This is a genomic window from Streptomyces sp. NPDC021115, from assembly GCF_044333065.1.
GTDB lineage: Bacteria > Actinomycetota > Actinomycetes > Streptomycetales > Streptomycetaceae > Streptomyces.
In genome coordinates, this window is record NZ_JBIRQF010000012.1 from 156420 (window position 1) to 171374 (window position 14955).

14 protein-coding genes and 1 riboswitch are annotated in these 14955 nt (G+C 74.4%); of the genes, 2 read left to right on the top strand and 12 right to left on the bottom strand.

Translation table 11 applies throughout. The features are described from left to right. Positions 1 to 110: 110 nt before the first annotated feature. The 3 genes from ectA to ACH4TL_RS30965 form a co-directional block, all read right to left on the bottom strand. Positions 111 to 659 (bottom strand): diaminobutyrate acetyltransferase, encoded by a 549-nt coding sequence (gene ectA, locus ACH4TL_RS30955; RefSeq protein WP_398323194.1) that lies wholly within the window; start codon positions 657 to 659, stop codon positions 111 to 113. A 367-nt stretch (positions 660 to 1026) separates the two neighbouring features. After that, entirely contained in the window at positions 1027 to 1812 is a 786-nt protein-coding gene (locus tag ACH4TL_RS30960) for a hypothetical protein (RefSeq protein WP_398323196.1), read from the bottom strand. Next, complete coding sequence (locus tag ACH4TL_RS30965; protein ID WP_398323198.1) at positions 1812 to 2465, bottom strand: SigE family RNA polymerase sigma factor; 654 nt, start codon at positions 2463 to 2465, stop codon at positions 1812 to 1814. The genes ACH4TL_RS30960 and ACH4TL_RS30965 overlap by 1 nt, the downstream gene beginning before the upstream one ends. Positions 2466 to 2610: 145 nt before the next feature. Here ACH4TL_RS30965 and ACH4TL_RS30970 point away from each other — a divergent pair, with 145 nt between their 5' ends. Continuing rightward, positions 2611 to 3726 (top strand): amidohydrolase family protein, encoded by a 1116-nt coding sequence (locus ACH4TL_RS30970; protein WP_398323201.1) that lies wholly within the window; start codon positions 2611 to 2613, stop codon positions 3724 to 3726. 216 nt (positions 3727 to 3942) lie between these two features. Then, positions 3943 to 4839 carry an SCO1860 family LAETG-anchored protein gene (locus ACH4TL_RS30975; RefSeq protein WP_398323203.1) on the top strand — a complete coding sequence of 299 codons (897 nt, stop codon included), beginning with the start codon at positions 3943 to 3945 and terminating at the stop codon, positions 4837 to 4839. A 118-nt stretch (positions 4840 to 4957) separates the two neighbouring features. Here the strand turns inward: ACH4TL_RS30975 and cobC are convergent, their stop codons facing one another. From cobC to ACH4TL_RS31020, 9 genes are all read right to left on the bottom strand, one after another. After that, positions 4958 to 6046 carry an Rv2231c family pyridoxal phosphate-dependent protein CobC gene (gene cobC / locus ACH4TL_RS30980; RefSeq protein ID WP_398323205.1) on the bottom strand — a complete coding sequence of 363 codons (1089 nt, stop codon included), beginning with the start codon at positions 6044 to 6046 and terminating at the stop codon, positions 4958 to 4960. Continuing rightward, positions 6036 to 6875 (bottom strand): sirohydrochlorin chelatase, encoded by an 840-nt coding sequence (locus ACH4TL_RS30985; RefSeq protein ID WP_398323207.1) that lies wholly within the window; start codon positions 6873 to 6875, stop codon positions 6036 to 6038. The genes cobC and ACH4TL_RS30985 overlap by 11 nt, the downstream gene beginning before the upstream one ends. Positions 6876 to 6939: 64 nt before the next feature. Beyond that, complete coding sequence (locus tag ACH4TL_RS30990; RefSeq protein WP_398425383.1) at positions 6940 to 7449, bottom strand: cobalamin biosynthesis protein; 510 nt, start codon at positions 7447 to 7449, stop codon at positions 6940 to 6942. Then, positions 7446 to 8879: a cobyrinate a,c-diamide synthase gene (locus tag ACH4TL_RS30995; protein WP_398323211.1), complete on the bottom strand. Its 1434-nt coding sequence runs from the start codon at positions 8877 to 8879 to the stop codon at positions 7446 to 7448. Before ACH4TL_RS30995 ends, ACH4TL_RS30990 begins: the two co-directional genes overlap by 4 nt. Continuing rightward, positions 8873 to 9469, bottom strand: coding sequence for a cob(I)yrinic acid a,c-diamide adenosyltransferase (gene cobO, locus ACH4TL_RS31000; protein WP_398323213.1), 597 nt, complete (start codon positions 9467 to 9469; stop codon positions 8873 to 8875). The genes ACH4TL_RS30995 and cobO overlap by 7 nt, the downstream gene beginning before the upstream one ends. Continuing rightward, positions 9469 to 11649 (bottom strand): putative cobaltochelatase, encoded by a 2181-nt coding sequence (locus ACH4TL_RS31005; protein WP_398323215.1) that lies wholly within the window; start codon positions 11647 to 11649, stop codon positions 9469 to 9471. Before ACH4TL_RS31005 ends, cobO begins: the two co-directional genes overlap by 1 nt. Positions 11650 to 11722: 73 nt before the next feature. Beyond that, positions 11723 to 13252: a cobyric acid synthase gene (locus ACH4TL_RS31010; protein WP_398323217.1), complete on the bottom strand. Its 1530-nt coding sequence runs from the start codon at positions 13250 to 13252 to the stop codon at positions 11723 to 11725. Beyond that, positions 13249 to 14211 (bottom strand): cobalamin biosynthesis protein, encoded by a 963-nt coding sequence (locus ACH4TL_RS31015; protein ID WP_398323219.1) that lies wholly within the window; start codon positions 14209 to 14211, stop codon positions 13249 to 13251. The genes ACH4TL_RS31010 and ACH4TL_RS31015 overlap by 4 nt, the downstream gene beginning before the upstream one ends. Before the next feature lie 144 nt (positions 14212 to 14355). Then, a riboswitch (cobalamin riboswitch) is annotated at positions 14356 to 14498 on the bottom strand. Positions 14499 to 14675: 177 nt separating this feature from the next. After that, positions 14676 to 14942 (bottom strand): hypothetical protein, encoded by a 267-nt coding sequence (locus tag ACH4TL_RS31020; RefSeq protein WP_398323221.1) that lies wholly within the window; start codon positions 14940 to 14942, stop codon positions 14676 to 14678. Positions 14943 to 14955 lie beyond the last annotated feature (13 nt).

The window sequence follows — 14955 nt, forward strand, 5'->3', positions numbered from 1 at the left end:
GAGGGGTGAGGGGTGAGGGCGTGCGCCCTCGGTCTGTACGGGGGGAAGGCGGTACGGGGAATCGGGGGCAGAAATCGGGAGTGACCTCGGGATCGGTCGGGGTCCGGGGCTCAGCCCAGGTCCGCGAGCGGACCGATGCGGTAGAGCACCTCGGGCTCATGTCCTCCGTCGGGGAACAGGCCGCCGTCGAAGAGCACCTCGCGCTCGACGGGCGCCCCGTGCCGCTCGGCGTAGGACGTGAACAGCCGGTTCGACGCGGTGTTGTCCGGAGTGATCGTGGTCTCGATGTCCCGGACGCCCAACGCCGCCACACGGGTGGTCAGCCCGTCGAGCAGCGTCGCGGCCAGTCCGCGACCGCGCCATGCCTGATCGACGGCGACCTGCCAGACCACCAGGGTCTCGGGCCGCTCGGGGCGGACGTAGCCGGTGATGAAGCCAACCGGTCCGCCTTCGGCGTCGCGCGCCACCACGGAGGTGGCCGCGAAGTCGCGGCACCACAGGAGGTAGCTGTAGGAGGAGTTGAGGTCCAGGGTCTTGGAGTCGCGGGCGATTCGCCAGATCGCGGCTCCGTCCTCGACGCGTGGTGTGTCGAGGGACAGCCCCTCCGGCAAATCAAATTCGCTACGGGCGCCTACTCGGTCTGCTTGTGCGGCGGTCATGCGAATTCAATTTACCCAGCAGGATCTAAAAATGCATCGAGGAGAGGGGTTACGTAGAGGGGGGTCGGTGTGGTAACACGCGAGGGCGCGCGTACGCGCGGCGGATCGCTGAAAAGCACTGGTTTGTGGGGGAGTTACCGGGGTGAAACGGTCAGAGTGTGGAGTGTGTCACATGTGCGTAACGGGGCGGTGGTGACCTCGAATTACCGTGTCCTGGGCCACTAAAAGAAGTGCGTTTAGAGGTCGGAAGAGCGGGAAGACGAGATGGGAAGATGTATCTGGAAAACGCCCCGAATTTATCTTCTGGTCTTCCGGAATTCATTCCACCGGGCCCGGTGTATCGCTTCTCGTACGGAACTTACGGAACTCACCGCCGAAAGTCACCGCGTACGGCGAAGGCCCCCGAGGGGCCGTTCCCCGAGGCGGAGTAGCGGTCCCGTCCGGCGTCCCGGCTGCCCTCGGCGTGGTTGTACTGCCCCGCGAAGACATGGCGTCCCGGCGGCACCGTGACCCCCTCGCGGAGCGTCCAGCGGTAGACCAGCACCCCGCCCTCGGAGCGCACCGAGACGGCCAGGTCGCCCGCGGGCAGGGTGCTCCACGAGCCGGTGGTGCGCACCCCGCCGTTCTCGGCGACCCGCAACTCCACCGTCAGCGACGTCAGGGGCTTGCTCGTGGTGAGCGTGATGTCACTCTGCGCCCAGTACGGGTTGGAATTGGAGTTGATCGCCCCGCGTGAGCGCACCGCCGGATCGGCGAGATGGTTTGGACCGACCGTGGTGGGAAAGGCGCTCGGCGTGTGCCGACCAGCCCCGTCCCCCGTGCCGCCGCCCGGCCGTCCCGTCCTGTCGCCGCCCTCGCCCGCGGGCGGCGCGGCCGGTTCGCTCGACGTCCGTACGGTCTGCGGCCCGTCGGCCGTGTCGGTCGTCACCACCGCGATCCCCGCGGCCGCGACCGCCGCGGCCAGCCCCGCGGCCGGGCCCACCACCCGGGTCCACTGCCGCGCGGGGACGCGGCGCACCTGCCGTCGCTCCTCCGCCGCCATGCCCGCGGTGACCCTGGCCAGCATCCGGGCCCGGTCCGGCTGGTGCGCCTCGGCGGCCTCGCGCAGTTCGGCGGCGACATCGCGCCGCCGGTCGTCGCGATGGTCGATCATCAACCGTTCCCTCCTGGGTGCCCGGCGTGACCCACGCGGCCGGGGCGGAGCCCCCGTACCGTCTCCTGCGCCGAGGACGAGGGCGCCGGCTGGGCCCGCTCCTGCGTCCCCGCCGAGGGCCGCTCGGTATCGTCGTCCGGCGGGCCGAGCAGCCGCTCCAGCTCGGCGATGCCGCGCGAGGTCTGGCTCTTGACCGTCCCGACCGAGATCCCGAGCGTACGGGCCGTGTCCCGCTCGGAGAGGTCGAACGCGTGCCGCAGCACCACGCACGCCCGCTTCCGGAACGGCAGCCTCACCAGGGCGGCCTGCACATCCACCATTGCGGACACATCGGGATCGTCCACCCGGTCCGAGCGCTCCGACGAGAACAGCGCCACCCGCCGCCGCTCGCGCACCAGGCTGCGGATGCGGGACCGGGCCAGGTTGGCCACCACGCCCCGGGCGTACGCGGCCGGATGCTCGGCGACCCGCACCCGGTCCCACCGGTGCCAGACCGCGACCAGCGCGTCGGCCGCCAGGTCGTCCGCCCCGTCGGCGCTCCCCAGCAGCAGATGGGCGAGGCGGGCCAGTTCGGCGTGGTGCCGCTCGAAGAACTCCCGGAACTCCGCCTGTAAGTCGGCCGGGGTGGCCGGGCCATCGGTAGGAGCGCTCACGCGGGCCTCCTCACTGTCCCTGCTGTCCTTCGTCCGGTGGGTTGCGTGAGCGTAGCAGCGCTCCCCGTGTTGTACGAGTGGAGTCCTTCCGCTTGCCGGGAATTGGCCGGTCAGCGCCGCGCCGCCGTCTCGTACAGTGCGTGACATGAGGGAGAGCGCGGTGCTGCACATCAAGGGGCGGATCCTGGTCGGCCCGGAGGACGGGGACGCCGGTGGCGTCAGGGACGAGCTGTGGGTGATCGACGGCAAGATCACCTTCGACCGGCCGACCGGGATCGGGGCCGGGACCCGGGACGTCCGGCGGCTGGACGGCTGGGTCCTGCCGGGGCTGGTCGACGCCCACTGCCACGTCGGCCTGGACGCCCACGGCGCGGTGGACGCCGCCACGAGCGAGAAGCAGGCGCTCACCGAACGCGATGCCGGGGCGCTGCTGCTGCGCGACGCCGGATCGCCGTCCGACACCCGCTGGGTCGACGACCGCGAGGACCTGCCCCGCATCATCCGGGCGGGCCGCCACATCGCCCGCACCAAGCGCTACATCCGCAACTACGCGCACGAGATCGAGCCGGAGGACCTGGTCGCCTACGTCGCGGCCGAGGCGCGCCGCGGCGACGGCTGGGTCAAGCTCGTCGGCGACTGGATCGACCGTGACACCGGCGACCTCTCCGCCTGCTGGCCGCGCGGCGCGGTCGAGGCGGCCATCGCCGAGGCGCACCGGCTCGGGGCGCGGGTCACCGCCCACTGCTTCGCCGAGGAGACCCTGGCCCCGCTGGTCGAGGCCGGGATCGACTGCATCGAGCACGCGACCGGGCTGACCGAGGACACCATCCCGCTGTTCGCCGAGCGGGGCGTCGCCATCGTGCCGACCCTCGTCAACATCGCCACCTTCCCGCGGCTCGCGGAGGGCGGCGAGGCCAAGTTCCCGCGCTGGGCCGACCACATGCGGCGGCTGCACGCGCGGCGCTACGACACGGTGCGCGCCGCCTGGGACGCGGGCATCCCCGTCTACACCGGCACCGACGCGGGTGGTTCGCTCGCCCACGGGCTGGTCGGCCAGGAGGTCGCCGAGCTGGTCAAGGCGGGCATCCCGGTGCGGGACGCGCTGTCGGCCGCCACCTGGGGAGCCAGGGCCTGGCTCGGGCGGCCGGGGATCACCGAGGGCGCCCCCGCCGACCTCGTGGTGTACGAGGCCGATCCGCGGGCCGACGTACGGGTGCTGACGGCGCCGCGGTGGGTGGTGCTGCGGGGCCGGGTGTTCTGAGCGGGGCTGGGGAGTCCCCCGAGGTCGAACGCTTCGGCGAACAACACCCTTTGGGATGAACGGACTTCATGTGTCTGCCTGTTTACCCTCGGTGCGCAACTATGGCGTGGTCGAGGCCGTCGGCGCCCGTGGAGTCCCCCGCGGCAGGCGCCGGCGGCTCCATGTCTCCTGTGGGGGTCAACTCACGTGTCCTTTTCACGCAATACCCGCTTCCGCATGCCCGCTCGCCGTCTGGCGGCCGTCTCCGCCGCCACCGCCGTCTCCGTCCTGGGCGTCCTGCCCGCGGCCACGGCGCAGGCCAGGACCGGCCACACCACCGGCACCGCGAGCGCTGGCGTGCTCCGTACCGACCTGAGCGTCTCGCTCCTCAACAAGACCGTCACCGCACCGCTGGTGACCTCGCTGAACGAGGTGAAGGCGCCGCAGACCGCCAGCAAGACCGCGCTCTCCGCGACCGTGGCGGGCGTCAACGGCGACCGCCCCTTCAGCGTGCTGCGCGCCGACGTGGCCACGGCCCGCGCCGCCGCGGACAAGTCCCGCTCCGAGGGCTACTCCAACCTCGTCAACGCCAAGGTGAACGTGCCGGGGCTGCTGGGGGTGCCGCTCATCACCGTGGAGCAGGTCACCTCCAAGGCCGTGTGCGCGGCCGGTAAGAAGCCGACCGCCCACTCCAACCTGCTCGGCAGCGTCAGAGTGCTCGGCCAGAAGGTCACCCTGACCGCGGGCGGCTCCGCCAAGGTCGACGTGCCCTCGCTGGGCCGGGTGACCCTGGACCTGTCGCGCACCTCCACCACCGCGCGCACCGCCGCGGCCACCGCGCTCTCGCTGAAGGTCTCGGTGAACCCGCTCAAGCTCAACGTCTCCGAGGTCGAGGGCCAGGTGACCCTGGCGCACGCGACCTGTGAGGCGCCCGGCGCCCCGGCCAAGGAGGAGGAGCCGGAGGTCGTCAACCAGACGAAGCCCGAGCCCAAGCCGGAGCACCTCGCCGAGACCGGCGGCAGCTCGGCCACCCCGTACCTGGTGGCGGGCGGCGCGGTGCTGCTCGCCGCGGGCGGCGGCGCGGTGTTCCTGGCCCGCCGCCGGCGGGCCGCCGGAACGCGCGGTGATGCGTAGCCAGAACCCACCCAGCAGCCGATGCCGGCGGTCGCCCCACCCCGACCCCGGCATCGGCCCGGTCCTGCCCGGCGCGGCTCTCCCCGCCCGGGCAGGCACCCAGGGCGAGGCACGCGGCTCAGCCGTTCTGGAGGGCCTTGGCCAGGGCGATCACGAAGCGGTCGGTCGTCTCGCGGTCGCGGACGGCCAGCCGTAGCCAGTCCGGGCCCAGGCCAGGGAAGGTGTCGCCGCGGCGCACCGCGAAGCCGAGGTCGCGCAGGCGGGCGCGGATCGCCGCCGCGTCCGGCAGCCGGATCAGCAGGAACGGACCGGCCGCCGGGCCGCACACCCGCAGCCCTGCCTCGGTGAACTCGCCCAGCCGGTCGGCCAGATAGCCGCGGTCGGCGGCGGATCGCTCGGCGGCCCGCGCCGCCTCGGCCAGCGCGGCTGGCGCACAGCACGCCTCCGCCGCCGCCAGGGCGGGGGCCGACACCGGCCACAGCGGCTGCACCCGCTCCAGCTCGGCGATGATCCCTGGGTCCGCCAGCACATAGCCGATGCGCAGCCCCGCGAGCCCCCAGGTCTTGGTCAGGCTGCGCAGCACGACCAGGCCCGGCACATCCGTACGGGAGGCGAGCGACGCGGGCTCGCCCGGTACGGCGTCCATGAACGCCTCGTCCACCACCAGCGTCCGCCCGGGCCGGGCCAGTTCGGCGAGCGCGGCGGCCGGGTGCAGCACGGAGGTGGGGTTGGTGGGGTTGCCGACGACCACCAGGTCGGCGTCGTCCGGCACCGCCGCCGGGTCCAGCCGGAAGCCGTCCCGCTCGTCGAGCAGCACCCGCTCCACCTGGTGCCCGGCGTCCCGCAACGCGGCCTCCGGCTCGGTGAACTGCGGATGCACCACCACCGGGCGCCGCGCCGGAAGGGCGCGGGCGATCAGCACGAACGCCTCCGCGGCCCCGGCCGTCAGCAGCACCCGCGCCTCCGGCACTCCATGGCACGCGGCCACCGCGGCGCGCGCCGCCCGCCCGTCGGGGTAGGCGGCCAGCCCGTCGAGGGACGCGGCGATACGGTCCTTGAGCCAGCGCGGCGGCGTACCGGCCCGGACGTTGACCGCGAGGTCCGTCAGCCCGGCGTCGGCGCCCCGCACCTCCGCGTCCCCGTGGTGCCGCAGGTCGAAGCCGGTCGCGGCGGCGTCGGCGGTCTCGGCGGGTGTCTCAGCGGACATCGGCGTGGACGTCCGGATGGGCGTGGGCGTGGGCCGTCTCCTCTTCGAGCTGGGCCCGCTCGGGCACCCCGGCCGCTTCCTCGTAGCGCTCCATGACCAGCTCCGCCAACTCCGCGGTCGGGCCGATGACATCGGCGGCCACCACCTCGGCCTCCGGATGGGCGAGCCCCCAGCCCTCCGCCTGCTGCCGCACCCGCTCCAGCGCGTCGCCGCCGAACAGGAAATACGGCAGCACCACGATCCGCTGCGCCCCGAGCCGCACACAGCGGTCCAGGCCCGAGGGCACGTCCGGCGCGGCGAGCGAGGCGAAGGCCGTCTCGACGCCCGCGAAACCGCGGCCCTCCCACAGCAGCCGGGCCGCCCGGTGCACCTCGGCGTTGCCCTCCGGCATCGGCGAACCGTTCCCCACCAGCAGCACCGTCGTCTCCGCCCGGTCCGAGGGGGAGCGCCGACCGCCGCCCAGCGCCTCGTCCAGCCGCTGCTCCAGCACCCGCAGCAGCCGGGGGTCCGGGCCCAGCGGGCGGGCGAAGACGAACGAGGCGTCAGCGTGCCGCTCCGCCTCCTGGGCCAGCGCGGCGGTGACCCCCTCTCTGGGATGCTCCACCGGGATCAGGGTGAGCGGCACGACGGCGAAACGGTTCACCCCCTCGTTGACGAGCCGGGCCACCGCATCGGACAGCGGGGGCGCGCCCGGCCCGGTGAGGCCGCCCGCCACGGGCAGATCCGGGTGCTGCGCGCCCAACTCCCGTACGAATTCCTGGAAGGCGCCGGCGCGCCTCTCGTCTCGGGTGCCGGTGCCTGCGATGAGCAGCGCGGGCGGGGTCGTCACGAGGTCTCCTTGGTGCAGGTGAAGCGGTCTCTCACGGTGGGGGTGGCAGTCTCGCCCCGAGACGTTACTGAGCGCCGTCGGGACACGCCACGGCAGGTCTTCGGCCGTTTCGGGACCGGCTGTCCCGCTGGCCGTCCTGTGGTCCGCGGCGGGCGATCGCACAGGTGGCGCTCGACGGCCTGCCACCGCCGGGCTCCGACCTCCGTTTGGCGACGAGCAGTTCGCCTCCCGGCCCGGCTGCCAGCAGCGCGGCCGCCTCGGCCACACCGGGCGTCCCTATGGCGGAGAGCGCCGCCATGGACGGATTCGTTACCTCGACGGCGGCCAGCATCTCCGCTCCGTACCCATGCAGCGGGACCCCGAACCGCTCGGCCGCGGCCAGCAGCCCGGGTTCCCCGGCCTTGGCCTCGACGGTCGCCAACTCGGCGATGCAGCCGGGCGCGAGGCCCGCCCCGGCGAGGGCCGCCGCCACCAGACCGGTCACCTCGGCCACGGACACCCCCCGCCGCGCGCCGACGCCGACGACGAGATCCGGCCGCTGCGGACGGTCCACCTCGGGCACCGCCTCGGTCACCCGGCGGCGGGCATACATCCGGCCACGAACCGGGCCGCCACACCGGGCACCGCGGCCCAGTGCACATGCAGATACGAGGCATGCACGTTTCCCGGTGCGAACCCTTCGGCGCGGCGCCGCGGATGGACGAGCCCCCAGGCGGGCGTCTGACCGGCGCCCGGCTCGACGGTGGTGCGGTGGAACTCATGGCCCCGCACCCGGGTCCCCGCGGCGGCGAGGCATGTGTCGGAAATGGCCACGGCCTCACGGTAGCCCAGCGTCAGCCGATCCGACATATGCGCCTCGGCGTCCACCACTCCGCACATCGGGCGGCCGTCCAGCGAACGCGCCAGATACAGCAGCCCGGCGCACTCGGCGGCGATGGGCGCACCGGTCGCCGCCAGCTTGGCCACCTCGGCGCGCAGCGGCTCGTTCGCGGACAGCTCCGGCGCGTACACCTCCGGGAAGCCGCCACCGATCACCAGCCCGCCGACCCCCTCGGGGAGGCGCTCGTCCCGCAGCGGGTCGAACGGCACGACCCGCGCGCCCGCCGCGGTGAGCAGCTCGGTGTGCTCCGCGTAGGAGAAGGTGAACGCGGCCCCGCCCGCCACGGCGACCACCGGCCGCTGACTCTCCGGCCGTTGCGTGTCCGGCCGTCGACCCTCCGCCGCCGGGCCCAGCTCCGCCACCGCATCCCACACCGGTCCTGACAGGGGAGGCGCGCTGCCCGCCAGCGCCATCAGCCCGTCGAGATCGCACCCCTCCCGCACCCATGCGGCCAGCGCCGACACCGCGTCCGTCGCCTCGGCTCGCCGCTCGGCCACCGGCACCAGACCGAGATGACGGCTCGGCGTCCCGACCTCGCGCATCCGGCGCAGCGCGCCGAACACCGGCACCCCGGCCCCTTCCAGCGCCTCCCTCAGCATCGTCTCGTGCCGGTCCGATGCGACCTTGTTGAGGATCACCCCCGCGACCCGCACCTCCGGGTCCCAGGAGGCGAAGCCGTGCACCAGCGCCGCCACCGAACGCGACTGCGACGACGCGTCCACCACCAGCACCACCGGGGCCCGCAGCACCTTGGCCACCTGCGCCGTCGAGGCCAGCTCGCCCTGCCCGGCCGCCCCGTCGAACAGCCCCATCACGCCCTCGACCAGGGCCAGATCGCAGCCCGCCGCCCCGTGCAGGAACAGCGGCGCGATCCGGTCCGGACCGCACAGATAGGCGTCCAGATTCCGCCCCGGCCGGCCGGCCCCGCCACCAGCCGCCCGGCCGCCACCGGCGGAGGCGACGGCCAGCGCGTGATAGCCAGGATCGATGTAGTCCGGGCCCACCTTGTGCGGTGACACATCCAGACCGCGCCCCGCGAACGCGGCCATCAGCCCCGCGGTGACGGTCGTCTTGCCGCTGCCGGAGGCGGGCGCGGCGACGACCAGTCGGGGAACTCTCACCACTCGATGCCTCGCTGGCCCTTCTGACCGGCGTCCATCGGGTGCTTGACCTTGGACATGTCGGTGACCAGGTCGGCGAAGTCCACCAGCGCCGCCGGTGCGTTGCGCCCCGTGATGACGACATGCTGGGTGCCCGGCCGGTCGCGCAGGACCGACACCACTTCCTCAGGATCCACCCAGCCCCAGTGCATGGGGTACGCGAACTCGTCCAGCACATAGAGCCGGTATGTCTCCGCCGCGAGATCGCGCTTGACCTGCGCCCAGCCCTCGCGTGCGGCCTCCTCGCTGGAAGCCATGTCGCGCTGGACCCACGACCAGCCCTCGCCCATCTTGTGCCATGCGACGGTCCCCCCTTCGCCCGAGTCGCCGAGGACGCGCAGCGCACGCTCCTCACCGACCCGCCATTTCGCGGACTTTACAAACTGGAATACACCGACCGGCCAGCTTTGGTTCCACGCCCGCAGCGCCAGGCCGAACGCGGCCGTCGACTTGCCCTTCCCCACGCCCGTGTGCACGAGCACGAGCGGCCGGTTGCGGCGCTGGCGGGTGGTCAGCCCGTCGTCCGGGACGACGGTCGGTTGTCCTTGCGGCATCAGGCTGCCCTCCGTGTGTTCTGTACCGTCCGTACATCGCGGACCAGCGCCGTCACGCTGTCCGCGCGCAGTTCGTCCAGGGTGACCGGGGTGCCCCGCAGGTCGCGGGCGAGCGCGCCCGCCAGGCCCAGCCGTACCGGACCCGACTCGCAGTCGACCACGACCGAGGCGACCCCGTCGCCCGCGAGCAGCCGCGCCGCGCTGGCGGCCCGGTCCACCGGCGTGGCCCCGCCGGACCCGGCAGCCCCCGCGGCCTTCTTGGCCTCGGTGGCCCGCCCGTCGGTCACCACGACCAGCAGCGGACGGCGCGAGGGGTCCCGCAGCCGCTCCACCCGCAGTACCTCGCGCGCCTTCAGCAGCCCCGCCGCGAGCGGGGTGCGGCCGCCGGTCGGCAGCTGCTCCAGCCGGGCGGCGGCCGCGTCCACCGACGAGGTGGGCGGAAGCGCCAGCTCCGCACCCGATCCCCGGAAGGTGATCAGGCCGACCTTGTCCCGCCGCTGATAGGCGTCCAGCAGCAGCGACAGCACCGCGCCCTTGATCGCGCCCATGCGCTTGCGGGCGGCCATCGACCCCGAGGCGTCCACGACGAACAGCACGAGATTGCCCTCCCGGCCTTCGCGCACCGCCTCCCGCAGATCGTCCCGGCGCACCAGCAGCCCGGGGCCACGCCGCCCGCGGCTGTGCTGATGCGGGGCGGCGGCCCGTACCGTCGCGGCCAGGTGCAGCGAGGTCAGCGTCCCCTGGGGGCGGCGCGCACCGGCGGTGCGGCCGTGCGCGGTGCGGGCGCGCGACCGCCGCCCCGCCGCGCCCTCGCCGAGCCCGGGTACGTCCAGCCGCCGGGTCCGGAACGGCTCCGCGGCGCCCACCGCGGCCCGCTCGCCGCCGCTGCCTCTGGCCCCGCCGCCTTCCTCGGACGCCGACTCCGCGGGCGCGGCATCGGCGGACGACTCGGGTTCGGGTGACCGCTGCTCGGGGATGGACGGCTCGGGCCCGCCGGGCGGCGGCGCCTGCTCCTGCCCGCCGTCCTGCGGGCGGCCGCCGCCGGGCCCGTCGGGGCCGTCCCCGCCGTCGGATCCGCCGCCCCCGCCCGGTCCTTCCGGGTCGTCATCGGGATCGTCACCGGAAGCGGAGGGGTCCTGGTCCGGCTCCGGCGGCTCCGGCTCCTCGTCCTCGAACTGCCGCAGCACCTCGTCCAGCTTGTCCTCGTCCAGACCGGGCGCGTCGAACGGCGCCCGCCGCCGCCGGTGGGGGAGCGACAGCAGCGCCGCCTGGCGCACGTCCTCGGTGCGCACATCCGTGCGGCCCGCCCAGGCGGCCAGCGCCGTCGCCGTACGCGCCGTCACGATGTCCGCGCGCATCCCGTCCACCTCGAACGCCGCGCACACCGCCGCGATCTGCCGCAGCGCGCGGTCGCCCAGCCGTACGGCGGGCAGCAGGGCGCGCGCCGCCGCTATGCGCTCCCGCAGTTCGCCCTCCTCGCGCGCCCAGCGCGCGGCGAACCCGGCCGGGTCCTCGTCGTACGCCAGCCTCCGGCGCACCACCTCGACCCGCTCCTCGGTGTCCCGCGACGCCGTGACCTCGACGGTGAGCCCGAAGCGGTCCAGCAGCTGCGGCCGCAGCTCGCCCTCCTCCGGGTTCATGGTGCCCACCAGCAGGAAGCGCGCGGCGTGCCGTACGGAGACGCCCTCGCGCTCCACGTAGGAGGCGCCCATGGCGGCCGCGTCGAGCAGCAGGTCGATCAGGTGGTCGTGCAGCAGGTTGACCTCGTCGACGTAGAGCACCCCGCGGTGCGCGTCCGCGAGCAGCCCCGGCTCGAACGCCTTGACGCCGTCCGACAGCGCCCGCTCGATGTCGAGCGACCCGACCAGGCGGTCCTCGGAGGCGCCGACCGGCAGCTCCACCATCCGCGCGGGGCGCGCGTCCCCGCCGGTGGTCTCGTGCGGTCCGTCCGGGCAGCCCGGGTCGGGCGCGGCCGGATCGCACGAGAAGCGGCACCCGGGGACGACCTCGACCGGCGGCAGCAGGGTGGACAGCGCGCGCACCGCCGTCGACTTGGCCGTGCCCTTCTCGCCGCGCACCAGCACGCCGCCCACGGCGGGCGAGACGGCGTTGAGGAGCAGGGCGAGCCGCATGTCGTCCATTCCGACGACCGCGGTGAACGGGTAGGCAGCGGTGGTCATGCTTCGGTACCTCCTACGGTGCGTGCGCGGTCGGTGCGTACGGGTGCGGGGCGTACGGGGGCGCGTCGTGTGCTCAAGACGTCCCTCCCGGCGCTCCGGGCGGTACGAAGGGCAGCTCGTCCGGTACGCCGCCCTCGATGAGCCGCAGCAGCGCGTCCGTGTCCGCGTGTTCCTCGATCAGATCGCCCAGCCGGTCCAGCTGCTCCTCGCGCAGCTCCCCGAAGCGGGTGTCGGGGGCGGGGACGAACGCCCGGCCCGCCGCCCGCGCGACCCGCCGCAGGAAGGCGCGGCGGAAGCCGTCGCTCTCCAGCGAGCCGTGCCAGTGGGTGCCCCACACCGCGCCCACCCGGCAGCCGTCCAGGAACGGTTCGTCGCCCCCGTCGAGCAGTTCGGCGACCCCGTGGTGGATCTCGTAGCCCTCCACCCGCTCGCCCAGCGCCTCGCCCACCGGCCGGGCCAGGGTCTTGTCCGTGGCGAAGCGGACCCGTACGGGCAGCAGTCCGAGGCCCGCGACCGTTCCGGCCTTCGACTCGACCTCGTCCTCGATGTGCTCGCCGAGCGCCTGGAAGCCGCCGCAGATGCCGAGCACCGGCCGCCCCTCCGCGGCCCGCCGCGCTATCGCGTCGGCGAGACCGCGCTCCCGCAGCCACTCCAGCGCCCTGACGGTGCCCCGGGTGCCCGGCAGCACCACCAGATCGGCGTCGGTCAGCTCCTCCGGGCGGTCCACGAAGCGCACGACCACGCCCGGCTCGGCGGCCAGCGCGTCCACATCGGTGAAGTTGGACATCAGCGGTACGGCGGCCACCGCGACCCGCAGTACGTCCGCGCCGTGCGGTGGTGCGACGACGCTCTCGCGCACCGTGCCGCGCAGCGAGACCCGCAGCCCGTCCTCCTCGTCGATGCCGAGGCCGTGGGCGTACGGCAGCACGCCGACGGTCGGCCGTCCGGTGAGGTCGCGCAGCATGTCCAGGCCGGGTTCCAGCAGGCTCACATCGCCGCGGAACTTGTTCACCACATAGGCGGCGACATGCCGCTGGTCCTCCCGGGACAGCAGCGCGGTGGTGCCGAAGAACGACGCGAAGACGCCGCCGCGGTCGATGTCCCCGACCACGACGACCGGCAGCCCCGCGGCCCGGGCGAGACCCAGGTTGACGATGTCGGTGCGGCGCAGATTGATCTCGGCCGGGCTGCCCGCGCCCTCGCAGATCACCGCGTCGTGCGTGCGCCGCAGCTCGCTCAGACAGCCGGTGACGGTCTCCAGCAGCCCTTCGCGCCGCTCCGAGTGATAGCCCCTGGCGCTCATCTCGCCCACCGGCTTGCCGAGCAGCACCACCTGGCTGCTGCGGTCGCTGCCCGGCTTCAGCAGGACCGGGTTCATCAGGGCGCTCGGTTCGACGCGCGCGGCGGCGGCCTGCATGGCCTGCGCCCGGCCGATCTCGGCGCCGTCCCGGGTGACGAAGGAGTTGAGCGACATGTTCTGCGCCTTGAACGGGGCGACCCGGAGCCCTTTGCGCGCCAGCCAGCGGCATATGCCCGCCGTGACGACGCTCTTCCCGGCGTCCGAGGTCGTCCCCGCGATGAGCAGTCCGCCCCCCGAGGTCATCGGGTCACCCCTCTCTGGCTTGCCGCGGAGCGCCCCACGGCGGTGGCGAGCAGGGCGAGCGCCGACACCTGCCGCGAGAGACGGATCGCCCGCGGAATGTCGGCCACCGCCACGGGACGGCCGCCCGGATTCAGTACGGGACGGTGCTCGACCCGGCCCGCGTACGCCAGGGTGCCGCCCAGCCGCACCCCCAGCGCGCCCGCGAACGCCGCCTCCACCGGGCCCGCGTTGGGGCTCGGATGGCGTCCGCCGTCGCGCCGCCAGGAGCGCCACGCGCCGCGCGGATCGGGCCCGGCGAGGGCGGCCAGGGCGGCGGTGAGCCGGGCGCCGGGCCAGCCCGCGACGTCGTCCAGCCGGGCCGCCGCCCAGCCGAACCTGCGGTAGCGGGCCGACTTGTGGCCCACCATGGCGTCCAGGGTGTTGACGGCGCGGAAGCCGACGAGCCCAGGCACCCCGGCCACGGCCCCCCACACCAGCGCGCCCACGACCGCGTCCGAGGTGTTCTCGGCCACCGACTCGACGACCGCCCGCGCGATCTGCTGAGCGTCCAGCGCCTGCGGATCGCGTCCGCACAGATGCGGCAGCCGCTCCCGCGCGGCGTCGACGTCCCCGGCGGCCAGCGCGTCACCGATGGCCCGGGCCTCCCGTACGAGCGAGGTGCCGCCCAGCACGGCCCATGTGGCGGCGGCGGTCAGCGCGGCGTCGGCCGTACGGCGGGGCCCGGTGAGGGTGCGTACGGTACGGGCCAGCAGCGCGGCACCGGCGGCCGCGCCGCCCGCGCACAGCGCGGTGTGCAGGGCCCCGGAACCGCGGTGGTCGCGCCACAGCAGCCGCTCGGCGGACGCGGCGGCGCGCCCGAACGCGGCCACCGGATGGCCGCGGCGCGGATCGCCCGCGGCGAGATCACCGAGGAAGCCGAGAGCGGCGCCGCACGCGTACGAGGCGTGGTCGGCACGCATCCCTCAGACCGCCGTCACGCCTCTGCGGACGGGACCGCCGCCGGGCATATGGACAACGGATGGAGCTGACGGCGTGGCAGTGCCGGGCATGGCGGTATGTCCTCACTCAGGGTCCGCGCCCTGGCTCGACGTGACCGGCGGTGCGAGTCTCCTGGCTCCCGGATCCGCGGCTCTCCCGGTCTTCCAGCCCTCCTCGTGTACGGACGGCCGTGACCCCTCGCGGTGAGGGGAGAGCGCTCCCCGGTGACAGTGGCGGGACCGCGCCGGATTCTCACCGGCTTCCTCTTCTGCCGCCGTTTGGCTCGGGAAGTCCACCATGGGGCGCGAATGGGCGTCAACTCGCATGTGACCTGCGATGCCGGAGTGTGCCGAGGCCCACAGGCGCCCATCCGGCAAACGGCCGCGGGGCGGTGGGCGCCGATCCGCACCCACCGCCCCGCGGCCTTCTGTGGCGTTCCGTGGCGTCAGGCCACGATCAGATAGATGCCGTACGCCACCACCGCGGCGCACAGCGCGAAGCAGGCGTACGCGCCGGTGCGCGCCACCTGGGACGCGCCGCCAGCGCCGCCAGCGCCGCCAGCGCCGCCAGCGGCGGACGCCGCGGCCTGGGGCTGCGGCTGTGCCGTACGGGAGGTGCCGATGATGCCCAGGGTGAAGACCCCTACGACGCCGACCGTCACCGCGAGGCTGACGCCGAAGACCTGGCCGAGGGCCGCCCAGTCGATGTGCATGGTGTGTGCTCCC